Genomic DNA, 21,641 nt, shown 5'->3' with positions numbered 1-21,641 from the left:
TATTTAAGGCCAGATGAACAGGGGATCCCAGCTTCATCTGGCTAAAAATATCCCCGCCGGAGGCATCGCGCTTTAGCGCGATTTAGCTTTGCATCGCGGCTTGGGCGCAGAAACACGAGGCTGCGACCGCCCGATCGGCCCGAGCTAAAGCGAGGTCCAGCCGTTGTTTGATCTGTTGGATTTCGAGCGTTTCATTCCGCGCCTTGAGGCAATCATGCAGGCCTTTGAGGCTCCAGACATTGTCCGGGTGGATCGAGGCGCGGCTGAGCGTTCCGCCCAGACCCAGATCTTCCCGGTATACGGCTTCGGCCTCGGTCACGTGACCTTGTTCGAACAAAAGCGCCCCAAGCGCGTGGCGGGTGGGCTGCATCCAGCCCCATGGCTCGTCGTAAGGCAGCGTATCATCCAGTTCGACCGAACGCCGCAGATGCGCGTATGCCGCTTCATAGTTTTCTTTGCGGTATTCGATCTCACCCCGCAGCATTTCACTGGCGATTTCCAGTAGGTCGATGACCCGGTTGTTGTGCAGGCGGCGGGCCTCGGGCACGCGGGCTTTGGCGGCGTGGAACTGGGTTTCTTCCGCTTCGGCTTCGGCAACCTCTCCGGTCGCAGCATGGGCGAGTGCGCGGGCATAGTGGGTTGTGGCCGTGAGCGTTCGGTAGAGGTCGGGGTCATCCGGCAGGTCTAGCGCTTTGGCCTCGGCCCAGCGACCAAAGCGGATCAGGATGTGAGGTTTCATGGACAGATAGGCTTCGAAGAAATCGGCCATCGGAGGGCTTTCGATCCGCAGCATCTCTTCCGGCGTAGTGTCCCACATTGCCTGATTTGCGGCCAGAGCCGGTGCCATCTGACCCAGAAAGAGCGCGCCATATATTGTGAAGTGGTAATTGTGCAGCCGGTAGCCGGTATAGATCGTGAAGGCGCCTTCGCGCTCGAAATACTTCAGGTCCGCGACCGAAGCCTGCTGGTTCCACTGAACGACATTGTGGTAGTGGCCGCACAGAACGTCGATATGGGTGGGCATGTGTACCAGGTGCCCGGCCTCGGGAACCAGTCTGCGCAGCACGTCGCCAGCCTTGAGCGCTTTTTCCGGGGTTGGCGACATTTCCATCAGGTGCACGTAAAGGTGCAGCAGGCCGGGATGAGACATGGCTGCGGGATCGTCGGCCATGGCGTCTTCCAGCGCGGTTTGCGCCTCAAACGTTGCTGCACCTGCGGCGGGTAGGCCTGTCTTCAGGTCCCACATTTTCCAAGGGGTGAGGTTCAATAGCGCTTCGACATAAATGGTGCGCAGGTCCAGATTACCGGGCTGGGCGGCAAAGGCGTCACGCATGGCTTCGGCAAAGTCATGGTCCCAGCTGTGCATGTCGGGAATTGGTTCGCGCTGTGGATAGCGGGCGGGTAGGGCGCTGATCAGCGCTTGTTCGACCGGGTTGCAGATTGAGGCCAGAGCCAGTGCCTGCTGCGCTGCGTCATAGGCTTGCTCGAGCGACTTTTTCTTCCCGCGGTCATCTCGCAAATCCCAGGGAAGGTTATAGTTAGGACCCGCCGCATAAGCGATACCCCAAAAGGCCATGGCACAGTCCGGGTCGGCCTCGGCAGCGCGCTGGAAACAGGCGACGGCCTCGTCATGGTTATAACCGTAGGTCCAGTTCAGCCCCCGATCGAACCAAAGCTGCGCGTCGGGTGAAGTCGTAGTGATCGGGCAGGAATATGGGCCCAGATCGTAATAGTCGCTCATTTCAGTCTCCCCTCGGGTCGAGCGGAGGTTAGCGCGTTTCAATCAAGCTGCACAGGTCAGACGAGTAGTCTGTTTTCGATCCGGCCCATATGCAGCATCAGGCCGAAACCCAATGTGCTCATGGTCAGTATACCCGCGCCCAGAGGCAGGATCGAACCGTCAAAGAGCAGACCGATTGGGCCAGCGATCAGCGCGGCCAGAACGGTTGAAACCGAACCGATCACCGAAGCCGCCATGCCCGCGATATGGCCCATCGGTTCCATCGCGATGGCGTTGAGGTTGCCCATGGTCATTCCGGCCATGAAGAACACCGCTGTCTGCCAACTGACGAATAGCGCAAAGGACAGGTTGGCCGACAGGTCGAACGAATTCAGCAGCAGTACGGATGAGGTGAACAGAATCTGACCGCCCAGCCCCCAAGTCACCAACCGCCGCATGCCCAGACGCACAACAAGGGTCGCATTCAGCAAACTGGCCGAGCCCGACATCAGTGCCACAAAGCCGAACCAGAAGGGAAAGCTGTGGGCGCTGTTGTGGATCTCGTCATAGACCTGCTGGACCATGGTCAACATGGTAAACAGCATGCCAAGGCACAGGGTCTGCACCATGATTGACAGGCGCACCGTGGGGTGGCTGAACATCTCGCGGGCGGCATCCAGCATTAGCGGCAAGCGCAAGGGGCGGCGGTTTTCGGGCGTCAGCGACTCGGGCAGACGCAGGCCCATCCATATGATGGTGATGAGCGAAAACAGCATGAAGGAGACAAAGACCGCGCGCCAACCGGCCAAGGCGATCACGCCGGCGCCCATCATGGGCGCAATGGCCGGGACCAAAGTGAAAATCATCATGGCGATGGAGACGATCCGCGCCATCTCGCGCCCGGAATAGAGATCGCGGATTATGGCCATGGCGACCACACGCGGCGCGGCGCTGCCGACACCTTGCAGAACGCGGGCCAGCAGCAGCATTTCCAGCGAAGAACTTGCCCATGCGGCGGCAGCGGCAAGGATATAAAGGGCCGAGCCTACATAGATTACAGGTTTGCGCCCGAAAGCGTCCGACAACGGGCCGGTGAAAAAGGTGCCGATACCCATACCCAGCACAAAGGATGTCAGGATCAGTTGCGCCTTGTTGGTGTCATCGGGGCTAAGCTGTGCGCCGATATCGGGCAGCGCAGGCAATATCGAATCGATGGAAAACGCAATTGTTGCAAACATCATTGCGACAAGTGCGACGAACTCTCCGCGAGACATGCGACTGGCCATGGTGCCCTCCTGACCCGTTCGCGCTATCACGCGCGGTCAGGGGGCGCCAGTCATGCCAATGCACACAGACCTGTGCTAATTTGCAGGGGAGGCCTCAAGTTGAGACATGATGTCCGCGATCACGCGCTCCCACATCTCGGGCGGCTGCGCACCGGGAACGGCGTGCTGGTTGGCCACGATGAAGGTCGGGACCGAGTTCACGCCCATTTGGCGCGAGTGGCTGTCGCGGTTGCTGATATCCGAACGGTCGGCGTCTGACTTCAACAGTTTCAACACTACGGCGGCGTCCATGCCGATGCTGTCTGCAATATCGCCAAGAACCTCATGGTCTCCGATATCGCGCGCCTGGACGAAATAGGCGTCGAACAGGGCGTCCACGGCCTCGGTTTGCTTGCCCTCGATCCCGGCCCAATGGATCAGGCGGTGCGCGTCCAGCGTATTTGGGGTGCGCTTCATGCCTTCGAAGTCGATCTTCAGCCCGGCATTCTCGGCATGTTCGACCACCGGCGCATAGGCCCGCACGGCGCCTTCTTTGCCGCCGAATTTACGCTCCAGATATTCACGACGATCCATGCCGTTATCAGGCATGTCGGGGTTCAGTTGAAACGGGTGCCATTCGATGACGAAGGGGTGGTCGGGGATCGCGGCCAGCGCTTTGTCCAGATGGGTCTTGCCGATATAGCACCACGGGCAAATCGGGTCGGACATGATATCAAGCTTGACGGTCTGGGTCATTGTTGGCTCGCCTTGAAGTAGGCCGGAAGCGCCCGGCGCAGGAGTTTGCCGTTCCCACCGGTCGGCAGTTCGGGCAGATAGATAAAGGCGCGCGGTTGCTTGTAGCGCGCCAGATTTGCTTCCACATAGGTGCGCAGGTCCGCCTCGTCCAGTTCTTCCGGCCCGGTATAGAAAGCGGCGATCAGAAAAGTGTCCTGTTTGACCTCAACCGCTGCCGCTCCGACCTGCGCGATGCCTGGGTATTGCGACAGCACCGCTTCGACCTCAATCGGTGAGACCCGATAGCCGCCCGCGTTCATCATGTCATCGTCGCGCCCCAGATAAGTGATCTGGCCGTCAACGGCCATCGCACCCTGATCTCCGGTTAAAAACCAGTCGCCCTGCATTCGCGCCTGCGCCTCGTCCGGGGCGTTCAGATAGGTCAGCATCAGGCCGGGGTCCGAACGGTGGATGGCGATGGTGCCTGCCTGACCCTGCGGGACAGGGCCGTCGGGCCCCAGAATGGCCACGCGACGACCGGGTTGCGGTTGTCCCAACGACTCTCCCCGTGCCGGATGGTTAGGGCTGGAGGAGATGAAGGTTGAACACTCGGACATGCCGTAAGCTTCGAACAGCTCGGTTCCCGTGGCGCGCATCCAGGCATGGCGCAGCGTAGACGAAAGCTTTTCCCCGGCGCACAATCCATGGCGTAGATCGGGCAGGTGCAGGTTGTCAGGGGACGATACGATCTTGCGGAACACCCCCGGAGCGGCGGCAAAGATCGTGGCTTGGTGGTCGCGCAGCAAGCCGGGCAGGGCGGTCAGATCGGTGCCCGGTTCTGGGATCAGCGCCGTGGCACCGATTGTCCAGGGATCCATCAACCCGGTGCCCAGCGTATAGGTCCAGTTGAAGGCGCCCGCGTGGCACAACCGGTCATCTTCGCGCAACCCGTACCAGCCATCGACCATCATCTGCCGCGCCCAGATCGCTTGATGCGCATGGGCAACGGCGCGGGGTTTGCCCGAAGTGCCGGAGGTGTAGACGACATAAGCCAAACGCTCGGGGTCGCCCATCTGGATTGTGGCGGGTGCGAGGTCCCGCATCATGGTCAGGTCGGACAAGGAAACTTGAACCGGATGAGGAGCACAAGCCACCGATGGGTCACGCAGCACAGCCGCTGGTTTCAGATCCTGAATGATTTTCGTCGTTTCTGGCTCGGTCAGTTGAGACGAGGTTGGAACGGGGACAATCCCCACCGCAATTGCGCCCAGATACGCAATCGGAAAATCAACCGTGTTTCCCAACCGCATCAACGCGATATCACCCGGGAACAGACCCGCCTGCAGCAAGCCGGCGCCTGTGCCCAGTATGGCGCGTTTCAACGCGGCATAAGTCCAATGTTGCGCGCCCTGCGCACCCAGCACTGACAAAGCGGTCTTTTCCGCAAAATCATCCGCGTGACGCAACACATGCGCAGCCAAATTGAACGGTACGGGGCAAGCTGGTGGCGGGCCTTGATCGAAGACAGACAACATGGACATTGGCTAACGTGACGTCTGACGCGTTGCAAGCAGGACGGGCTGGCCCTATAGAAAAACGCATGAGCACCCAAGAGCAGACATCGCTGATCCGCATCGCGCGGGAATCCGGAGACCGTACCGAGCTTGAGCCGTTGGATCTGGGCGCCCGTGTCCGCGAATTGCGCAAAGCACGCAACTGGACGCTGGAACAGGCGGCCACGCAGGCAGGGCTGGCGCGTTCGACGCTCAGCAAGATCGAAAACGGTCAAATGTCGCCCACCTATGACGCGCTGAAGAAGCTGGCGGTTGGGCTTGAGATCTCGGTGCCGCAGTTGTTCACGCCCCCGCAACGCGAGCAGGTGATCGGGCGGATGTCTGTCACCCGGATGGGTCAGGGTGCGGCACATGCGACCGCGACTTACGAACATGAGTTGCTGGCGGAAACACTGACCAAGAAACAGATGCTGCCCTACCGTGCGCGCGTACGGGCCCGCTCGATGGACGAGTTCGAGGGCTGGGTACGCCATGATGGTGAAGAGTTCCTGTATGTCCTGACCGGCGTCGTGCGGCTGTATACGGAATTCTATGAACCGGTTGAGATGCGTCGCGGTGATAGCGCCTATTACGACGGCAGCATGGGCCACAACGTCGTGTCTGTCAGCGATGAGGACGCAACGATCCTGTGGGTAACGTCACTTACGTAAAGTGCTGCTGAATTCACGGTTCAGACCTTCTGTGAACAGAAAATCCTCTAGCTCTTCATGGGCTTCGTTTACGGTCAGTTGGTGCCGCTCGGCCAGATAGGCTTCGAACCCTTTGCGATCCTTGCCCAGCTTTGGCTTATCCTGATCGCGCAGGTTCGGAAACCGCCGTTTGGCGCGTGCGTACATCGCATCCCAGTCTTGCGTCAGGTCAGTCCAGTTCAGCATGTGCAAGCTTTCCGGTTTCCAGGTTTCAAGGCTGCCCGGCCTATATTCAGGTTACGAAGCCCCTGCGCGACCCCGTGCATGACAAAATGTCGCACCTTGCGCTTGCGTATTTTCGGAATGGAAATGCCCGTTGCAGCCGCACCGCAACGGGCTGTCGGACCTAAGGTTGGAGTGAGTGGAGGCAGGTCCGTTTCTCAGACGCGCTGCGGGGTACGAAATTGGCTAAAGTTCAAGAATAAAAGCAAAAATCTTATCACACAGAGCGAAGAATAGGCCGAAGGCTAGCGGCAAAGATGTATTCGGTAAAGCTCTTTTTGAGACTGCGCCGATTTTGGACGAAAATTCGCGGACCCGCAGATTTTGTGGTAGTGAAAACAGTGACTACTCTATGTCGTCAGAAAACCGAATGTGCCAATTTTCGCCGACAGGCTGCGACGGGCGAGATCAGACCTTGGCTCGGAGGGCGGAATGGGGCGCGAAAGCGCCCCATTTGGGCTATTCTTCGAACCACCAGATCTGCGGCATGTATTCCGGCCCGTCCCCGTAAATCGGCAGAGTGTCGGGGAATTTTAGCTCTTTCGCGTGGGCGATGCGGCCAACGTCGAAATTCCAGATCGGGATGACATAGCGCCCGGCGGTCAGAACCCGGTCCAAGGCGCGGGTGGCGGCCACGAAATCCTCGCGGCTTTCCGAGGCAAGCATGGCGTCGATCATCCCATCTACCGCAGGCGAGGCAACGCCCATCAGGTTACGCGTCCCCGGCGTGTCGGCGTTCTCGCTGCCCCAATAGAGCCGCTGTTCGTTGCCCGGAGACAGTGATAGTGCCCGGCGGAAGAAGGTCATGTCGAAGTCCAGCTCGGAAGTGCGACCCGTATATTGGGCGCTGTCGACCATCTCGGTCGTGACCTGAATACCCAGACGCTCCAGCGCGCGACTGTAAATCTCGATCGCCGTTTCGCTTTCGGTGTCACCCTGTTGCAGAAGGACGGTGAGGGTAAAGGCATCGCCAGCTGCATTGCGCAGCACGCCGTCCTGAATGGTCCAACCAGCCTCGGCCAGCAGAGCGGTCGCTTTGCGGATATTGGACCGGTTACGCGCTGATCCGTCACTTTCGGGTAGGCTGTAACCCTCAAGCACGCCAGGCGGCAACGTGTCTGCAAAGGGTTGCAGCAATTCAGCGACTCGGCCCGATGCTTCGCCTGATTGCATGGCAAGATCCGAGCCCGAGAAATACGAGGTAATCCGGGGCTGTGCGCCACCCGTGATCGTGTCGTTGATGAATTCGAAGTTGAAGGCAAGGGTCAACGCCTCGCGCACACGCCAATCATCGAACGGGGCCTTGCGGGTATTCATGACAAAGCCTGTCATTCCCGAAGGTTTGCCATGCGGGATTTCAGTTTTGATCACGTCGCCACGCTGGATCGAGGGGAAGGTGTATTGCGTATCCCACTTGTCGGCGTTGAATTCGCGCACGGCGGTCAGAGCACCGGCCTTGAAGGCCTCGAACAGGACCGTGCCGTCTCCGTAGAATTCGATCCGCATCTCATCCAAGTTCATGGTTCCGCGTCGGAACGGGATGTCCGCGCCCCAATAGTCCGGGTTCCGGCGCAGGGTGACATAGCGGCCGGCCTCATAGTCATCGATCACATAGGGGCCGGTGCCGACGGGGATGTCATGCAGGGTGGCGTCTGCGAAATCCTTGCCCTCCCACTGTGCCTTTTGAAGGATCGGGCGCAGACCGGCGATGAGCGCCAGCTCTCGGTCGGGGTCGTTAAAGGTGATCCGAACCGAGCGCGGGCCAGTCTGTTCGATACTGTCGATCTTGCCCCACAATCCGCGATATCGCAGGTGGCCTTCGGTGCCCAAAATCTCGTACGACCAGATCACATCTTCGACAGTCACCGGAGTTCCGTCTGAAAATTGGGCGTTTTCGCGCAGGGTGAATTCGACCCAAGAACGGTCTGGTGCTGTTTCAACCGATTCGGCCAACAACCCGTATAACGAGAATGGCTCATCCCAGGATCGCCCCATGAGGCTTTCATGGGTCCAAAATCGCAATTGCCAGGGTGGGGTGCCTTTTTGCACAAACGGGTTCAAACTGTTATAGCCGCCGGTATTTCCAAAAACGACTTTGCCGCCTTTTGGCGCGTCGGGATTCGCGTAAGGCAATGACACAAAATCCGGTGGTAGCGCGGGCGCGCCATACATAGCTATGCCATGAGCCGATTCTGCGTTAGCGATAGCACTGCTCAAAAGCAGGGTGATTCCCGTGATCACAGGGCGAATGGGGCGGAGAATATTGGGGCGCATTTTGGAAACAATCCTGCTCTGGCCTTATTTTGTTGGGATTCATCGTACCGATGATTTTTCTTATTTTCAAACTTTTAGCTTGGACGGAGGCGTGGAATTGCTTATAAAGGGTGCACTGCTCGATAGGTTTCTTGCCTGTATGAAACCTGCCTCAATAACTTAACGCCCGCTTCGTGCGGGCGTTTTTTTTGCGCAGATTTTTGGCGCTGTTTCGTGCTTTTGTCATTCGCCGTTTTCTTTGCAGGTGCAGCATGGCACTGTGGCTGAAATTCGGTTTTCGAGGGAGAGCGACCATGAGCCTTTCGGGCAAGACGGCAATTATCACAGGGTCAAATTCAGGTATTGGATTGGGTATCGCACGCGAGTTGGCGAAGGCCGGGGCGGATGTGGTGTTGAACTCGTTCACCGACCGCGACGAGGATCACGCGCTGGCTGCCGAGATCTCGGATCAGACGGGAACAAACGCACGCTATGTCAAGGCCGATATGTCTAAAGGCGACGAATGCCGGGCGCTGATCGAGACCGTGGGCGTATGCGATATTCTGGTCAACAATGCGGGTATTCAGCATGTGGCGCCGATTGATCAGTTCCCAGTCGACAAATGGGATGCGATCATTGCGATCAACATGAACTCGGCTTTTCACACTACGGCCGCCGCTTTGCCGATGATGCGCAAGGCCGGGTGGGGGCGTGTGGTCAACATCGCCTCTGCCCATGGTTTGACGGCGTCGCCCTACAAGGCGGCCTATATCGCAGCCAAGCACGGTTTAGTGGGTATGACCAAGTCCGTGGCGCTGGAGACGGCACAAGAGCCGATTACCTGCAATGCCATTTGTCCGGGCTACGTGTTGACCCCGCTGGTCGAGGCGCAAATTCCCAATACGATGAAGGAATATGACATGAGTCGCGATGACGTGATCAAGAACGTCATGCTGGAGCGGCAACCGTCGAAAGAATTTGCCACGGTTGAGCAGTTGGGAGGCACAACGGTGTTTTTGTGCTCGGACGCTGCAGCGCAAATCACCGGCACGACGATTTCCGTGGATGGCGGTTGGACGGCGTTGTGAGACTGCGTGGGGGCTCGGCCCCCACACCCCCGAGGTATTTTTGAACAGAAGAAGGGGTGAGCGTTGTGAAGAGGATCAATCTGGCCCTGCAGGGCGGTGGTGCACATGGGGCGTTTACCTGGGGTGTGCTGGACCGGATTTTGGACGAAGAGGATATCGAGGTCGCTGCGATCACTGGGACTTCGGCCGGGGCTTTGAATGGTGCCGCGTACAAATCAGGTATGGTTCGGGATGGGCGCGATGGTGCGCGGGCCAACCTGAACGGGCTTTGGGCGCGTATGGGGGCCGTGGGCGACATGCGGTTGGCCAATTGGATGCAGGCCGTTGAGCCTGCTTCGGTCGCGCAGGCGATGGAGTATTCCCTGCCGTTTTCTGTGGGGGATACGTGGTCGCGGTTGGTGTCGCCTTATGCATACGGGCCGTTCTACAAGAACCCGTTGGAGTCGGTGATTGATCGCTTCAACTTTGATGAGGTCTGTGCGGATCTGGGACCAGCCCTGTTTGTGTGTGCGACCTGTGTGCGCAGTGGCAAGATCCGAGTGTTTACGGGGGACGAGATTTCGACCGATGCGATTTTGGCTTCGGCCTGTTTGCCGACCTTGTTTCAGGCGGTGGAGATTTTCGATCCAAAAACGGGGCGGACTGAGGCCTATTGGGACGGTGGGTATACCGGCAATCCGGCGCTTTACCCTTTGTTTGACAGAGGTTTGCCCGATGATGTTGTGATCGTGAATATCAATCCTCTGGAGCGGGACGAGGTGCCGAAGACCCCGCAGCAAATCCAGAATCGGGTGAATGAGATCAGTTTCAACTCGTCCCTGTTTCGGGAGTTGCGAGCGATCAGTTTCGTACAGCGTCTGTTGGCCGAGGGCAAGTTGCAAGCGGGTGAGATGAGCCGCGTGTTGGTGCATATGATCGCGGATGATGAGCTGATGAATGATCTTTCCGTGGCGACCAAGACGGTGCCGAACCCGGTCATCCTACATAAGCTGAAAGAGGCTGGGCGTCGGGCTGCTAATCGGTTTCTGACCGATCACAAGGCGGATTTGGGCCAGCAAAGCACTGTCAACCTGCCGGAGATGTTCGGCTGATCACTCGGGCGGCTGGGTCGGGTCTTTTTCGTTCGGGTAGACCAGACCGGCTGAAATGACCAGTTTAGCGGCGTCCTCAATGGACATGTCCAGCAGGATCACGTCCTCTTCAGGGAAAAACAGCAAGAAACCGGAGGTCGGGTTCGGTGTTGTGGGCACGAAGACGCTGAGCAGTGCACCGCCGGTTTCGGCACGGTCGCTGACCTCGCCCCGCGCGGTGGTCGAGACAAAGCCGATAGCCCAGATACCACGGCGGGGATATTGGATGAGACAGGCTTTTTCAAACGACCGTTCGGTTTGCGCGAAAACCGTTTCCGAGATCTGTTTGATCCCGGAATAGACCGACCGAACCACTGGCATCCGATTCACGACGCTTTCGCCGAAATGGATCAGCGACCGGCCCAGAATGCCTTTGGCGATCCAGCCGACGATCACCGTGAAGATCAGGAATATCACCACGCCGACGCCGCGCAGATTGATTCCTACATACTGTTCCGGGTGAAATTGCTGCGGCACAAGCGGCAGGACGGCGCTGTCGATCCAGCCAACCACGGACCAGATCAGCCAGACGGTTAGCCAGACCGGCGCAATGACAACGATGCCCGTCAGAAATGACGCGCGCAGCCGGGAAAACAGGCCCGGTCCGCGGTGAGGTTCTTCGTCAAAGGGCGTGTTCATTGCGGTCCTGAGTGATTTGCCGATTTAGTTAAGCAGTCCGGGGCCTTGGTACAATAGCTTTGCTCACTCGGACAGGGCGCGGGCGATTCTGGCGGCCAATTTTGCGTTATTTCTAACCAATGCGATGTTTGCGGTCAGTGAACGCCCCTCGGTCTGTTCATAGATGCGCTGCAGCAGGTAAGGGGTGACACCTTTGCCGGTGATCCGGTGCGCATCGGCGTCCGCTTGGGCGGAGGCGATGATCGGGGCCAGTTCCTGCGCCGGGATTTGGTCTTCGGCGGGGATCGGGTTAGCCACGAGTTGCCCGCCGGGCAGCCCAAGGGCGCGGCGTGTCGCATGGGCCTTGGCGATATCTGTGGCGTTATCCATGCGCAGGGGGGCCGCATAAGGCGATTGCGCCGACCAGAAGGCGGGGAACGCGTCCTGACCATAAGCGATGACGGGCACGCCTAGCGTCTCTAGCACTTCAAGCGTTTTCGCAAGATCAAGGATCGCTTTGGCGCCTGCGGCCACAACCGTCACCGGGGTTTGCGCCAATTCGTGCAGGTCCGCCGAGATATCGAACGAGGTCTCGGCCCCTTGATGCACACCGCCGATGCCGCCGGTGGCAAAGACCTCGATCCCAGCGTGATGCGCGGCGATCATGGTGGCTGCGACGGTGGTGGCACCGGTCCCGCCAGTGGCCATGCAAGCGGCCATGTCCGCACGGGACAGTTTGGCGACGCCCTGCGCTTGACCCAGCGCCTTCAACTGATCGGCCTCAAGCCCCACATGCAGCTTGCCGTCGATCACCGCCATAGTGGCGGGCACGGCGCCTGCGTCGCGGATATCCTGTTCCACCTGCGCCGCGACCTCGATGTTCTGAGGGTAGGGCATCCCGTGGGTAATGATGGTGCTTTCCAGCGCAACGATGGGGTGGCCTGCGTCTTTGGCGGCGCGGACCTCGGCCGAGTAGTGGATGTCGATCACAGTGGGGTTTCTCCGGAAACGTAAGTAGCAGCGGCGTGCAAGGCACGGGTCAGGGCAGCGTCGGGGGCGGCCCCGGCGGCCTCGGATGCGATATGCGCCGCCATGAAAGTGTCGCCCGCGCCAGTCACGCGGGTGACCAGAACGGACGGGGGTGTTTGGGTCAGAATCTCATCTGCGGTGCCGACAGTGGCCGAGTTGCCGCCATCTGTGACAAGCACTCGCAAGGCGCCGCGGTCCAGCAGGCCCTTGGCAGCGGATTCGGAATCGGTGAACTCGCGCTGACACAGGAGCCCTGCCTCTTCGAGGTTCACGTAGAGCGTCGCGCGGGCATGTTTGAGGAAGGGCAACAGGCGCTCGGCCTTACCGGGTGAGGCAGGGGCCACGCGCAAATCGGCTTTTGCGAAGGCCGGGCTTTGGGCGATTTCTTCCAGCAAAGTTAGCGTCAGGTTGCCATCCAATGCGATGGGGCCTTCGAACGGTGTGTTCTCGTAACCCAGCGGCCCGTGCATCAGAGGGCGTAGGATTTTGGCCCCAGCAGCCTCAAGCGAATGCGCGTCGGCGATGGCGGCGATCAGACCGTTGGCACCTTCGACGGCCATATAGCGGTCGGTTGGCAAATCCTGCGAGCGGTAGACGTGATCCGTGACCATGCCCAGCCGTGCGCAGGCATTGACCAGTTCGTCGCCTTCAGGGTCGCGGCCAATTGCGGTCAGCAGTGTAGGCGTCATACCGAACCGCACCAGTGTCATGGCGATGTTCATGGCCACGCCGCCGGGCAGGCGGGTGATCCGCCCCGGCACGTCTGACCCCTGCCGCATGGCGCTGGCAGACCGTCCGATCACGTCCCAAAGGACCGAGCCGATACACAGTATTTCGCTAGTCTGAGTCATGCCCGTGTCATGCCGCAGCGTCACGGCAGGTGCAAGGGATAACGCTCACATCGCGTCGGTCAGGGCTTTCAGCGCGGCGGCCGGATCGTCCTGCGACCAGATCTCGTCGCCAATGCCGAAGAAATCGGTGTGCGGCGACAGCTCGCGGATCAGGTCGGGGGTCAAACCGCCTTCGGCCACAACCGGAACCTCGATCATTTCCGACCACCACTGGAACAGGTCTTTTTCTGCAATGGTGCCGTCGCCTAAGGCCGATGTAACCACCGGGCCAAAGGCCACGTAGTCCGCGCCATGCTCACCTGCGGTCATGCCGTCATGGCTGGAGGCCGCGCAAAAGCTGCCGACGATGGCATCCGCGCCCAGTTCTTTGCGCGCCGCCCGGACTGAGCGCGCACCGTCATCCAGATGCACCCCGTCCAGCCCTAGCCGCTGCGCCAGCAGGACATGGTTCGAGATCACGATCGCCACATCCCGTGCGTGCGCGACTTCGCGGCAGGCATCGGCGGCGCGGGCGATGGTGTCTTCGTCGCTACCCGCCAAGGCGAGGCGGATACAGGCGATCTCGGTGCTGTCCAGCACGCGACCCAACTGCTCGGGGAAGGCGCTCAGGGTGATCGTGGGCGGGGTGATCAGGTAAATCTGCGGCTGCTCGGGGGTGTCCATTGGCGCGTCCTTCGCTTTCAGTCTTTGGCGCGGTTTAGCGGATTGGGCCGGGGAAGCAAACTTTTATGCCGGATATTGGCGCATTTGGCCTCCCGGACGGCTTGCCCTGCGCCAAAGCGCCGATTACAGCAAGCGGAACTTTCGGAGACAGCCATGCCCAGCGACAAATCCCAGCCTTCCTTTGTGCTCGTGCGCCCTCAGATGGGGGAAAACATCGGTGCTGCCGCGCGGGCGATGTGGAATTTCGGGCTGGACCGGATGCGGATCGTGGCGCCGCGTGATGGCTGGCCGAACCCCAAGGCCGTGGCCATGTCCAGCGGGGCGGGGCGGTTGTTGGATGAGGCGCAGCTGTTTGATGATCTGGCCGGGTCGCTGGCCGACAGCACCTTTGTCTTCGCCACCACTGCACGCCAGCGCGGGTTGACCAAGCCGGTCTACAGCCCGGAACGCGCCATGCAGATTGCTGCTGAAAAAGTCGCGGCGGGTGAGAAGGTTGCTGTACTGTTCGGCCCCGAACGCGCGGGGCTTGAAAATGAGGATATCGCCAAGGCCAACGCCATCATCTCGGTGCCGGTGAACCCGGAATATGCCTCGCTCAACCTCGGACAATGCGTGTTGCTGACTGCCTATGAGTGGATGCGCCAAAGCGCCGATGTGGTGCATGAGGCCACGGATCTGGGCAAGGGCGACTGGGCCACTGGGATCGAGGTTGAAAAACTGGTCGAACATTATGAGGACCGGTTGGAGGCGGCGGGCTTCTTCTACCCGCCCGAAAAGGCCGAAGGGATGAAGACCAACCTGCGCAACCTGTGGTCGCGTATGCGGATGACTCGGGCGGATGTGCAGATGCTGCACGGGATCATGCGGCAGATGGTCCGCTGGAAGGACAAGGGCTAAGGCTGGACCTATCTTCCGCTTCACCCTAGCGTGCGACGAAACAAGGACATGAGGACAGCATGAGCGGCAAGCGCAGCATCTTCGAAGAGGTCTCGGGCGACCAGAAACAAGAGGCGGTTCAGCCCGGTATGATCGACCGTGGCCGGGGCGGCGCGCGCAAGGCAATCCGGGCGTGGCTGATGATGCTGTTCGCGCTGGTCGTGGTGATGATCGCTGTGGGTGGCCTGACGCGCCTGACCGATAGCGGGTTGTCGATTACTGAGTGGCGACCGATCACCGGGGCTATCCCGCCGATGTCCGAGACGGATTGGAAATCCGAGTTCGACAAGTACAAGGAAATCGACCAGTGGCGCATCCAGAACCAGTGGATGGAGCTGGACGATTTCAAATTCATCTACTGGTGGGAATGGGGTCATCGTCAGCTGGGCCGCGTGATCGGTCTGGTCTGGGCCATCGGGTTCTTTGGTTTCTTGGCCGCGCGGAAAATCCCTACGGGTTGGACTAGTAAGCTTTTGATCCCCGGCGTTCTGGGCGGGGTGCAGGGGGCTGTCGGTTGGTGGATGGTCGCCTCGGGCGTGACTCAGGGCGAGGGGATGACTGCCGTTGCCAGCTACCGCCTGGCCACCCATCTGGGGCTGGCCTTTGTGATTCTCGGGTTCCTGGCGTGGTACATTTTTGAACTGGGCCGCGGGGAGCGCGACCTGATGCAGGCCCGCCGCACGAAAGAGGCGAAGCTGTTCTCTCTCTCGACCGGTTTGATGCATTTCGCATTCCTGCAAATTCTGATTGGCGCACTGGTCGCCGGGATAGACGCGGGGCGCTCTTATACCGACTGGCCTCTGATCGGCGGGCAGCTTTTGCCGCCCGATGCAACGATGCTAGAGCCGATGTGGAGGAACTTTTTCGAAAGCCCCGGTCTGGTGCAGTTCACTCACCGCTGTGCGGGCTATCTGCTGCTGATTTTCGGCTTTATCGTCTGGCGGCGCGGTGGCTCCAGCGCACATCCGCAGACGCGGTTTGCCTTTAACGCGGCTTTTGCAGCGCTGGCGCTGCAAGTGGTGATCGGGATTGTGACCGTGGTCTATGCTGCGCCGTGGCAGATCGCGATTGTCCATCAGTTCATGGCCGTGGTCGTCTGGACCCTGATCCTGCGCGCGCGTTTCCTGACCGCTTACCCAATCGCAACCTCGATCCGCGGAGTCTGACATGACCGCCTTTGACGACCTGATGGCCTTTCAACGCGAAACTTCGGCGCTGGGGCAGATTGCCGGGCGTTTGGGCTGGGATCAGGAAACGGTGATGCCGCGCGGAGCGGCCCCGCAACGGGCAGAAGAAATGGCCGCCATCGAAGCTGTTCTGCACGCGCGTCGGTCTGATCCGCGCGTGGCCGAGTGGCTAGAACAGGCCGACCCGCAGGATGAAGCTGGCAAGGCGCAGATCCGAGAAATCCGCCGGTCTTATGAGCGCACGGTCAAAGTGCCCGCCGATCTGGCCAAGGCGATTGCGCGTGTCACATCCGCTGCGCAGGGCACATGGGCGCAAGCCCGTGCGGACGAAAACGTGGCCACGTTCCTGCCCGTGCTGCATGAGGTCGTTGCCCTGAAACGTGAAGAGGGCGCGGCGCTGGCGCAAGGCGGTGACGTCTATGACGCCATGGTCGAGGATTATGAGCCCTACACCACGGGCACTCAAATTGCCGAGATATTCGACCAGATGCGCCCGCGTCTGGTGGCCCTGCGCGCCGCTGTTCTGGATCGCCCCGCGCCGCAAGCCCTGACCGGCACTTTTGACGAACTAACCCAGATGCGCCTGTCGCAGAAACTGGCGACCACCTTCGGCTATGACCTGAACACGGGCCGCGTGGACAAGGCGGTGCATCCGTTCAGCTCGGGCAGTGGGTTGGATGTGCGCATCACCACCCGCACCAGCGAAACTGACCCGTTCAACTGCTTCTATTCGACTATTCATGAGGTCGGCCATGCCGCTTATGAGCAAGGCATCGACCAAGCTTATGCGCTGACCCCGCTGGGCAGTGGGGTGTCGATGGGCGTGCATGAAAGCCAAAGCCGGATTTATGAAAACCAGCTGGGCCGCTCGCGTGCGTTCACCGGCTGGCTGTTCGATCAGATGACAGCGGCCTTTGGCGATTTCGGGATCAGCGACGCCGACGCATTCTATGCAACCGTCAATGGCGTCCATAACGGCTATATCCGGACCGAAGCCGATGAGGTGCAATATAACCTGCATATCATGCTGCGCTTTGATCTGGAGCGCGCCCTGATGGCCGAAGACCTGCAGGTCAGCGATCTGGAGGCCGCGTGGAATGACCGTTTCAAGGCCGATTTCGGCTATGCGGTCGACAAGCCTTCAAACGGGTGCTTACAGGATGTGCATTGGTCGGTGGGGCTGTTTGGCTATTTCCCGACCTACTCGCTGGGCAATGTCTACGCCGGATGCCTGTATGAGGCGCTGCGCGCGGCGCTACCAGATTTGGACGCGCAGCTTGCGCAAGGTGACTCGACGGGCGCAACCGGCTGGCTGCGCGAGAACCTGCAGCGCCATGGCGGGCTTTATGCCCCGCGCGAGGTCATAACCCGCGCCAGTGGGGTTGAACCGGGGCCAGAGCCGTTGCTGACGTATCTGGAAGACAAATTCTGCAAGCTCTACGGCCTCTGACCCTCACGTTTCAGTGTTCGGCCGTGGGAATCTTTGTGCCAGACGATAGAGTGCCCCAGAGGCGACTTGGGAGGGGCACGTGTCGATCAAAAACAAGTTGAAAACCCAAGCTGCGGTTGTGCTGACCAGCGAGGGCCTGCACGGCGCAAGGCAGCGTATTGCCGAGGTGCGACGGAGGCTCAGCGGCGAGCCTCATACCGTACAGTATTTTCACGACGTTGCTGATCCCTATTGCCACCTCAGCCTGCAGCTTTTGTTAGAGTTACAGAATAAATTTGATGTCCAGATCGAGCCGCATCTGATCTCGCGCCCGGCTTCGGATATCCAGCCGTTGCCCACCGAATACTGGCAGAATTCATGGGCCGACACTGTGCGATGGGCGCGACGTTTAGGGTTGGCAGCGCCACAGCAGCTGGCCCCGTCTGACGCGGGTTTTGCGCAAGCCGAGCGGCGTCTTGCGGCCCTGTTGGGTGATCAGGACTTCGCCTCAAAAGCACTGCAAATCAGCACTGCGCTGTGGTCCGGTCTGGATATCCCCGAAGGGGCGCACTCTGATCCGAATGTGGCGCGGCGGGCAGGGGATCAGGCTCTTGCCGCCGCCGGGCATTACCTTGGCGGCAGCTTTGCGTATGGGGGCGAAAGCTATTGGGGGTCGGACCGGCTTGGATACCTGGACGGGCGTTTGGCGACGCTTGGGCTTGGGCAGTCGCACCCGCCCATTGTGCCGGACTATTCCGAGCCCTTCCCAGATGCAACAGGGCAGGAACTGGAGTTCTTTTTCTCGTTTCGAAGCCCGTATTCCTATCTGGCTTTCGACCGTGTACGCGATCTAGCCACGCGGACCAATGCGCGTTTGATCTTGCGTCCGGTGCTTCCGATGTTGATGCGTGGACTGCCCGTTCCCAAAGCGAAATCATCATATATTTTAGGGGATTGCGCGCGCGAAGCGCGGCGTCTGGCCATCCCGTTTGGTCGTATTAGCGACCCTTTGGGCGCGGGCATTGAAAGGGGGTACGCCCTATTGGATTATGCCGAAGCCGAGGGTCGCCTGCCGGAATATTGCGCGGCTTTCATGACCGGCGCTTGGGCCCAAGGATTGGATGCCAGCACCGATACCGGGCTTGCGGAGGTCGTGCGTCAAGCGGGTTTGGAATGGCAAACGGCCAAGACATTGATTGGCACTTCTGACTGGCGGACCCGGGTCGAGGCCAACCAGGAACGTCTTCTCCAAATCGGGCTTTGGGGGGTTCCCAGCTTTCATCTGAACGGCCAAAGCGTTTGGGGTCAGGACAGGCTTTGGGTGCTTCAGGATCTTATGCGAGCACAAGCTTAACAAGCCATCCCGCTACGTGTGTGTCAAAGTATGACCTCGCCGCTCAACATGGGTTGCGCGGCGAGGTCACCAGATGGTTTTGGACTATTCGGCCTCTTCATCGCCCTGATCGGCGATCCAAGCGACGCTGACGACTTCTTCGCCCTTGCCGGTGTTGAACACCCGCACGCCGCCTGCGCTGCGCGACCGGAAGGAAATCCCGTCAACCGGCACCCGGATCGACTGCCCCTTGGAGGTGGCCAGCATGATCTGATCGTCGATCTCAACCGGGAACGAGGCCACAAGATCGCCGCCGCGCATGGCCTTGTCCATCGCTGCGACACCCATGCCACCACGCCCGCGCACGGGGTAATCGTGGCTTGAGCTTAGCTTGCCTGCACCGCCCTTGGTGATCGTCAGGATCAGGTTTTCAGCCGCCGACATTTCGGCGTAACGTTCCTGCGGCAGCACGCTGTCGGCGTTGCCTTCATCCTCATCGCTATCGGCTTCATCGGTGACACCGGCCATCAGGCGGCGCATCTTGAGGTAGGCTGCACGCTCGTCCGAGCTGGCGTCGAAGTGGCGGATGATCGACATCGACACGACCTCATCGTCGCCGTTCAGGCGCACACCACGCACACCAACCGACGAGCGGCTATTGAACACCCGCACATCCGTGGACGGGAAGCGGATCGCGCGACCGGATTTGGTAACCAGCATAACGTCGTCATCCTCGGAACAGATACGGGCGTTGATCAGCTTGGTCTCGGCGTGCTCGTCCTCGAACTTCATGGCGATCTTGCCGTTGCGTTTGACGTTGGTGAAATCCGACAGGCGATTGCGCCGCACGGTGCCCGCGCTGGTGGCGAACATGATCTGAAGGTTCTCCCATTCCTCGTCTGGAACATCCACCGGCATGATCGCCGCAATGGAGACCCCGGTCGGGATCGGCAGGATGTTGACGATCGCCTTGCCCTTGCCGGTGCGGCCCGATTGCGGCAGGCGCCAGGTCTTGAGCTTGTAGACCATGCCGTCCGTGGTGAAGAACAAAAGCTGCGTATGGGTGTTGGCCACGAAGAGGGTGGTGACCACGTCCTCTTCCTTGGTCTGCATCCCCGAAAGTCCCTTACCGCCACGTTTTTGCGCCCGGAAATCGGCCAGCGGGGTACGCTTGATATAGCCGCCCGAGGTGACGGTCACGACCATGTCTTCGCGTTCGATCAGGTCTTCGTCTTCCATGTCGCCGGACCAGTCGACGATCTCGGTGCGACGGGGAACGGCGAACTGATCGCGCACTTCTCGTAGCTCATCGCCGATGATAGACATGATACGCTCGCGCGATGACAGAATATCCAGATATTCTTTGATCTTGGCGGCCAGTTGCTCCAGCTCGTCCGTGACCTCTTTGACACCCAGTTGAGTCAGGCGCTGCAGGCGCAGTTCCAGAATGGCGCGGGCCTGAACCTCGGTCAGGTTATAGGTGCCGTCGTCGTTCATCTTGGACAGAGGGTCGTCGATCAGACGCAAATAACCCTCGATCTCGGCCGCAGGCCAGCGGCGGGTCATCAGCTTTTCGCGCGCCTCAGCCGCGTCAGCCGACGAACGGATAGTGGCAACCACTTCGTCCACGTTCGAAACGGCCACAGCCAGACCACACAGGATATGGCTACGTTCGCGCGCTTTGCGCAGGTCATAGGCGGTGCGGCGGGCGACGACGTCTTCGCGGAAGTCGATGAACGACGTCAGGAACCGGCGCAGGGTCAGTTGCTCGGGCCGACCACCGTTCAGGGCCAGCATGTTGCAGCCAAAGGACGTCTGCATCGGTGAGAAGCGGTACAGCTGGTTGAGCACTACCTCGGGCGTTGCGTCACGCTTCAGTTCAACGACAACACGCACGCCGTTGCGGTCGGATTCGTCCTGCACATGAGCGACGCCTTCGATGCGCTTTTCTCGCACCGCCTCGGCGATCTTTTCAATCATCGAGGCCTTGTTCACCTGATAGGGAATCTCATCCACGACGATGGCGTAACGGTCCTTGCGTAACTCTTCCACGCGGGTCTTGGCGCGGATGATGACGCTGCCGCGTCCTTCCAGATAAGCTTTGCGCGCACCGGACCGACCCAGCATGACGCCGCCGGTCGGGAAATCAGGTCCGGGGACGTATTCGATCAGTTGTTCCGACGTCAGGTCCGGATCGTCGATCAGCGCCAGTGTGGCATCGACCACTTCGCCCAGATTGTGTGGAGGGATATTCGTCGCCATACCAACAGCGATACCGCCAGCACCATTGACCAGCATGTTCGGAAACCGGGCAGGCAGGACGGTCGGCTCTTTGTCCTTGCCGTCGTAGTTGTCCTGAAAATCAACAGTCTCTTTTTCGATATCGGCCAGCAGGGCGGCGGCAGGCTTGTCCATCCGTACTTCGGTATAGCGCATGGCCGCCGGGTTATCGCCGTCCATCGAGCCAAAATTGCCCTGACCATCCAGAAGTGGCAGCGACATCGAGAAATCCTGCGCCATCCGCACCAGCGCGTCATAGATCGCGCTGTCACCGTGCGGGTGGTATTTACCCATCACATCGCCGACCGGACGGGCCGATTTGCGATAGGCCTTGTCGTGGGTGTTCCCGGTTTCGTGCATGGCATACAGAATCCGCCGATGCACCGGTTTCAGCCCGTCGCGCAGATCGGGGATTGCGCGGCTGACGATGACCGACATGGCATAGTCCAGATACGAGGTGCGCATCTCGGATTCGATTGATACCGTCGGACCGTCATAGACGGGACGCTCGGGCGGGGTTTCATCCATGTTTTCTGGGGTTTCTGGCGTATCGCTCACGTAAACTGCCCGATCTTTAGCTTGGGTCTATATCTTGTGGATGCACTCTATCAGACCCGGCACATAAGGTGCAAGCAAGCT

The 21,641-nt window shown here is 59.9% G+C and carries 18 protein-coding genes; 7 read left to right on the top strand and 11 right to left on the bottom strand.

The genetic code is table 11. The features are described from left to right. Nucleotides 1–82 precede the first annotated feature (82 nt). From ACR3E7_RS06105 to ACR3E7_RS06090, 4 genes are all read right to left on the bottom strand, one after another. A complete protein-coding gene (locus ACR3E7_RS06105) occupies nucleotides 83–1,741 on the bottom strand; it encodes a hypothetical protein (RefSeq protein ID WP_480502462.1) in 1,659 nt (552 codons plus the stop codon). Nucleotides 1,742–1,797: 56 nt separating this feature from the next. Next, a complete protein-coding gene (locus tag ACR3E7_RS06100; protein ID WP_170788672.1) occupies nucleotides 1,798–3,006 on the bottom strand; it encodes a multidrug effflux MFS transporter in 1,209 nt (402 codons plus the stop codon). A gap of 75 nt (nucleotides 3,007–3,081) precedes the next feature. Next, entirely contained in the window at nucleotides 3,082–3,741 is a 660-nt protein-coding gene (locus ACR3E7_RS06095; protein WP_170774296.1) for a DsbA family oxidoreductase, read from the bottom strand. Continuing rightward, nucleotides 3,738–5,255 carry a class I adenylate-forming enzyme family protein gene (locus tag ACR3E7_RS06090; protein ID WP_480502880.1) on the bottom strand — a complete coding sequence of 506 codons (1,518 nt, stop codon included), beginning with the start codon at nucleotides 5,253–5,255 and terminating at the stop codon, nucleotides 3,738–3,740. Before ACR3E7_RS06090 ends, ACR3E7_RS06095 begins: the two co-directional genes overlap by 4 nt. A 65-nt stretch (nucleotides 5,256–5,320) precedes the next feature. Between ACR3E7_RS06090 and ACR3E7_RS06085 the strand changes: the two genes are divergently transcribed. Then, nucleotides 5,321–5,944, top strand: a complete 624-nt coding sequence (locus ACR3E7_RS06085; RefSeq protein ID WP_480502461.1) for a helix-turn-helix domain-containing protein — start codon at nucleotides 5,321–5,323, stop codon at nucleotides 5,942–5,944. Here ACR3E7_RS06085 and ACR3E7_RS06080 read toward each other — a convergent pair. Together ACR3E7_RS06080 and ACR3E7_RS06075 are read right to left on the bottom strand one after the other, a co-directional pair. After that, on the bottom strand, nucleotides 5,933–6,169 hold the full coding sequence (locus tag ACR3E7_RS06080) for a hypothetical protein (RefSeq protein WP_170774290.1): 237 nt from the start codon (nucleotides 6,167–6,169) through the stop codon (nucleotides 5,933–5,935). The two genes, ACR3E7_RS06085 and ACR3E7_RS06080, sit on opposite strands and share 12 nt — an antisense overlap. Before the next feature lie 495 nt (nucleotides 6,170–6,664). Beyond that, entirely contained in the window at nucleotides 6,665–8,479 is a 1,815-nt protein-coding gene (locus ACR3E7_RS06075) for an extracellular solute-binding protein (RefSeq protein ID WP_480502460.1), read from the bottom strand. Between the two features lie 293 nt (nucleotides 8,480–8,772). Here ACR3E7_RS06075 and ACR3E7_RS06070 point away from each other — a divergent pair, with 293 nt between their 5' ends. Next, on the top strand, nucleotides 8,773–9,546 hold the full coding sequence (locus ACR3E7_RS06070) for a 3-hydroxybutyrate dehydrogenase (protein ID WP_170788668.1): 774 nt from the start codon (nucleotides 8,773–8,775) through the stop codon (nucleotides 9,544–9,546). A gap of 65 nt (nucleotides 9,547–9,611) precedes the next feature. Next, nucleotides 9,612–10,637, top strand: a complete 1,026-nt coding sequence (locus ACR3E7_RS06065) for a patatin-like phospholipase family protein (protein WP_480502879.1) — start codon at nucleotides 9,612–9,614, stop codon at nucleotides 10,635–10,637. Here the strand turns inward: ACR3E7_RS06065 and ACR3E7_RS06060 are convergent, their stop codons facing one another. From ACR3E7_RS06060 to ACR3E7_RS06045, 4 genes are all read right to left on the bottom strand, one after another. Continuing rightward, the gene (locus tag ACR3E7_RS06060) at nucleotides 10,638–11,315 is read right to left on the bottom strand and encodes a DUF502 domain-containing protein (protein ID WP_170774285.1); all 678 of its coding nucleotides are present in this window, start codon (nucleotides 11,313–11,315) and stop codon (nucleotides 10,638–10,640) included. A gap of 63 nt (nucleotides 11,316–11,378) precedes the next feature. After that, nucleotides 11,379–12,284, bottom strand: coding sequence for a pseudouridine-5'-phosphate glycosidase (locus ACR3E7_RS06055; RefSeq protein ID WP_480502459.1), 906 nt, complete (start codon nucleotides 12,282–12,284; stop codon nucleotides 11,379–11,381). Then, nucleotides 12,281–13,174 (bottom strand): PfkB family carbohydrate kinase, encoded by an 894-nt coding sequence (locus ACR3E7_RS06050; protein ID WP_170354321.1) that lies wholly within the window; start codon nucleotides 13,172–13,174, stop codon nucleotides 12,281–12,283. The genes ACR3E7_RS06055 and ACR3E7_RS06050 overlap by 4 nt, the downstream gene beginning before the upstream one ends. 45 nt (nucleotides 13,175–13,219) lie before the next feature. Further along, entirely contained in the window at nucleotides 13,220–13,837 is a 618-nt protein-coding gene (locus tag ACR3E7_RS06045) for a thiamine phosphate synthase (protein WP_480502458.1), read from the bottom strand. A 153-nt stretch (nucleotides 13,838–13,990) separates the two neighbouring features. Here ACR3E7_RS06045 and ACR3E7_RS06040 point away from each other — a divergent pair, with 153 nt between their 5' ends. From ACR3E7_RS06040 to ACR3E7_RS06025, 4 genes are all read left to right on the top strand, one after another. After that, a complete protein-coding gene (locus ACR3E7_RS06040) occupies nucleotides 13,991–14,734 on the top strand; it encodes an RNA methyltransferase (protein ID WP_480502457.1) in 744 nt (247 codons plus the stop codon). Nucleotides 14,735–14,793: 59 nt separating this feature from the next. Continuing rightward, nucleotides 14,794–15,939 carry a heme A synthase gene (gene ctaA / locus ACR3E7_RS06035; RefSeq protein ID WP_480502456.1) on the top strand — a complete coding sequence of 382 codons (1,146 nt, stop codon included), beginning with the start codon at nucleotides 14,794–14,796 and terminating at the stop codon, nucleotides 15,937–15,939. Between the two features lies 1 nt (nucleotide 15,940). Beyond that, complete coding sequence (locus tag ACR3E7_RS06030) at nucleotides 15,941–17,410, top strand: carboxypeptidase M32 (RefSeq protein WP_480502455.1); 1,470 nt, start codon at nucleotides 15,941–15,943, stop codon at nucleotides 17,408–17,410. A 79-nt stretch (nucleotides 17,411–17,489) separates the two neighbouring features. Further along, nucleotides 17,490–18,743, top strand: coding sequence for a DsbA family protein (locus ACR3E7_RS06025; protein ID WP_480502454.1), 1,254 nt, complete (start codon nucleotides 17,490–17,492; stop codon nucleotides 18,741–18,743). Between the two features lie 84 nt (nucleotides 18,744–18,827). Here the strand turns inward: ACR3E7_RS06025 and gyrA are convergent, their stop codons facing one another. Continuing rightward, entirely contained in the window at nucleotides 18,828–21,560 is a 2,733-nt protein-coding gene (gene gyrA / locus ACR3E7_RS06020) for a DNA gyrase subunit A (RefSeq protein WP_170774271.1), read from the bottom strand. Between the last annotated feature and the right edge of the window lie 81 nt (nucleotides 21,561–21,641).

The organism is Ruegeria sp. BK1, assembly GCF_056535645.1.
Note: the sequence above shows the minus strand (reverse complement) of the source record. Positions and strands in the feature narration are given on the sequence as shown.

Excerpts from the sequence above, each read along its gene's own strand:
- ACR3E7_RS06105 (WP_480502462.1), bottom strand. The coding sequence starts at position 1,741 with ATGAGCGACTATTACGATCTGGGCCCATATTCCTGCCCGATCACTACG.
- ACR3E7_RS06100 (WP_170788672.1), bottom strand. The coding sequence starts at position 3,006 with ATGGCCAGTCGCATGTCTCGCGGAGAGTTCGTCGCACTTGTCGCAATG.
- ACR3E7_RS06095 (WP_170774296.1), bottom strand. The coding sequence starts at position 3,741 with ATGACCCAGACCGTCAAGCTTGATATCATGTCCGACCCGATTTGCCCG.
- ACR3E7_RS06090 (WP_480502880.1), bottom strand. The coding sequence starts at position 5,255 with ATGTTGTCTGTCTTCGATCAAGGCCCGCCACCAGCTTGCCCCGTACCG.
- ACR3E7_RS06085 (WP_480502461.1), top strand. The coding sequence starts at position 5,321 with ATGAGCACCCAAGAGCAGACATCGCTGATCCGCATCGCGCGGGAATCC.
- ACR3E7_RS06080 (WP_170774290.1), bottom strand. The coding sequence starts at position 6,169 with ATGCTGAACTGGACTGACCTGACGCAAGACTGGGATGCGATGTACGCA.
- ACR3E7_RS06075 (WP_480502460.1), bottom strand. The coding sequence starts at position 8,479 with ATGCGCCCCAATATTCTCCGCCCCATTCGCCCTGTGATCACGGGAATC.
- ACR3E7_RS06070 (WP_170788668.1), top strand. The coding sequence starts at position 8,773 with ATGAGCCTTTCGGGCAAGACGGCAATTATCACAGGGTCAAATTCAGGT.
- ACR3E7_RS06060 (WP_170774285.1), bottom strand. The coding sequence starts at position 11,315 with ATGAACACGCCCTTTGACGAAGAACCTCACCGCGGACCGGGCCTGTTT.
- ACR3E7_RS06050 (WP_170354321.1), bottom strand. The coding sequence starts at position 13,174 with ATGACTCAGACTAGCGAAATACTGTGTATCGGCTCGGTCCTTTGGGAC.
- ACR3E7_RS06045 (WP_480502458.1), bottom strand. The coding sequence starts at position 13,837 with ATGGACACCCCCGAGCAGCCGCAGATTTACCTGATCACCCCGCCCACG.
- ACR3E7_RS06040 (WP_480502457.1), top strand. The coding sequence starts at position 13,991 with ATGCCCAGCGACAAATCCCAGCCTTCCTTTGTGCTCGTGCGCCCTCAG.
- ctaA (WP_480502456.1), top strand. The coding sequence starts at position 14,794 with ATGAGCGGCAAGCGCAGCATCTTCGAAGAGGTCTCGGGCGACCAGAAA.
- ACR3E7_RS06030 (WP_480502455.1), top strand. The coding sequence starts at position 15,941 with ATGACCGCCTTTGACGACCTGATGGCCTTTCAACGCGAAACTTCGGCG.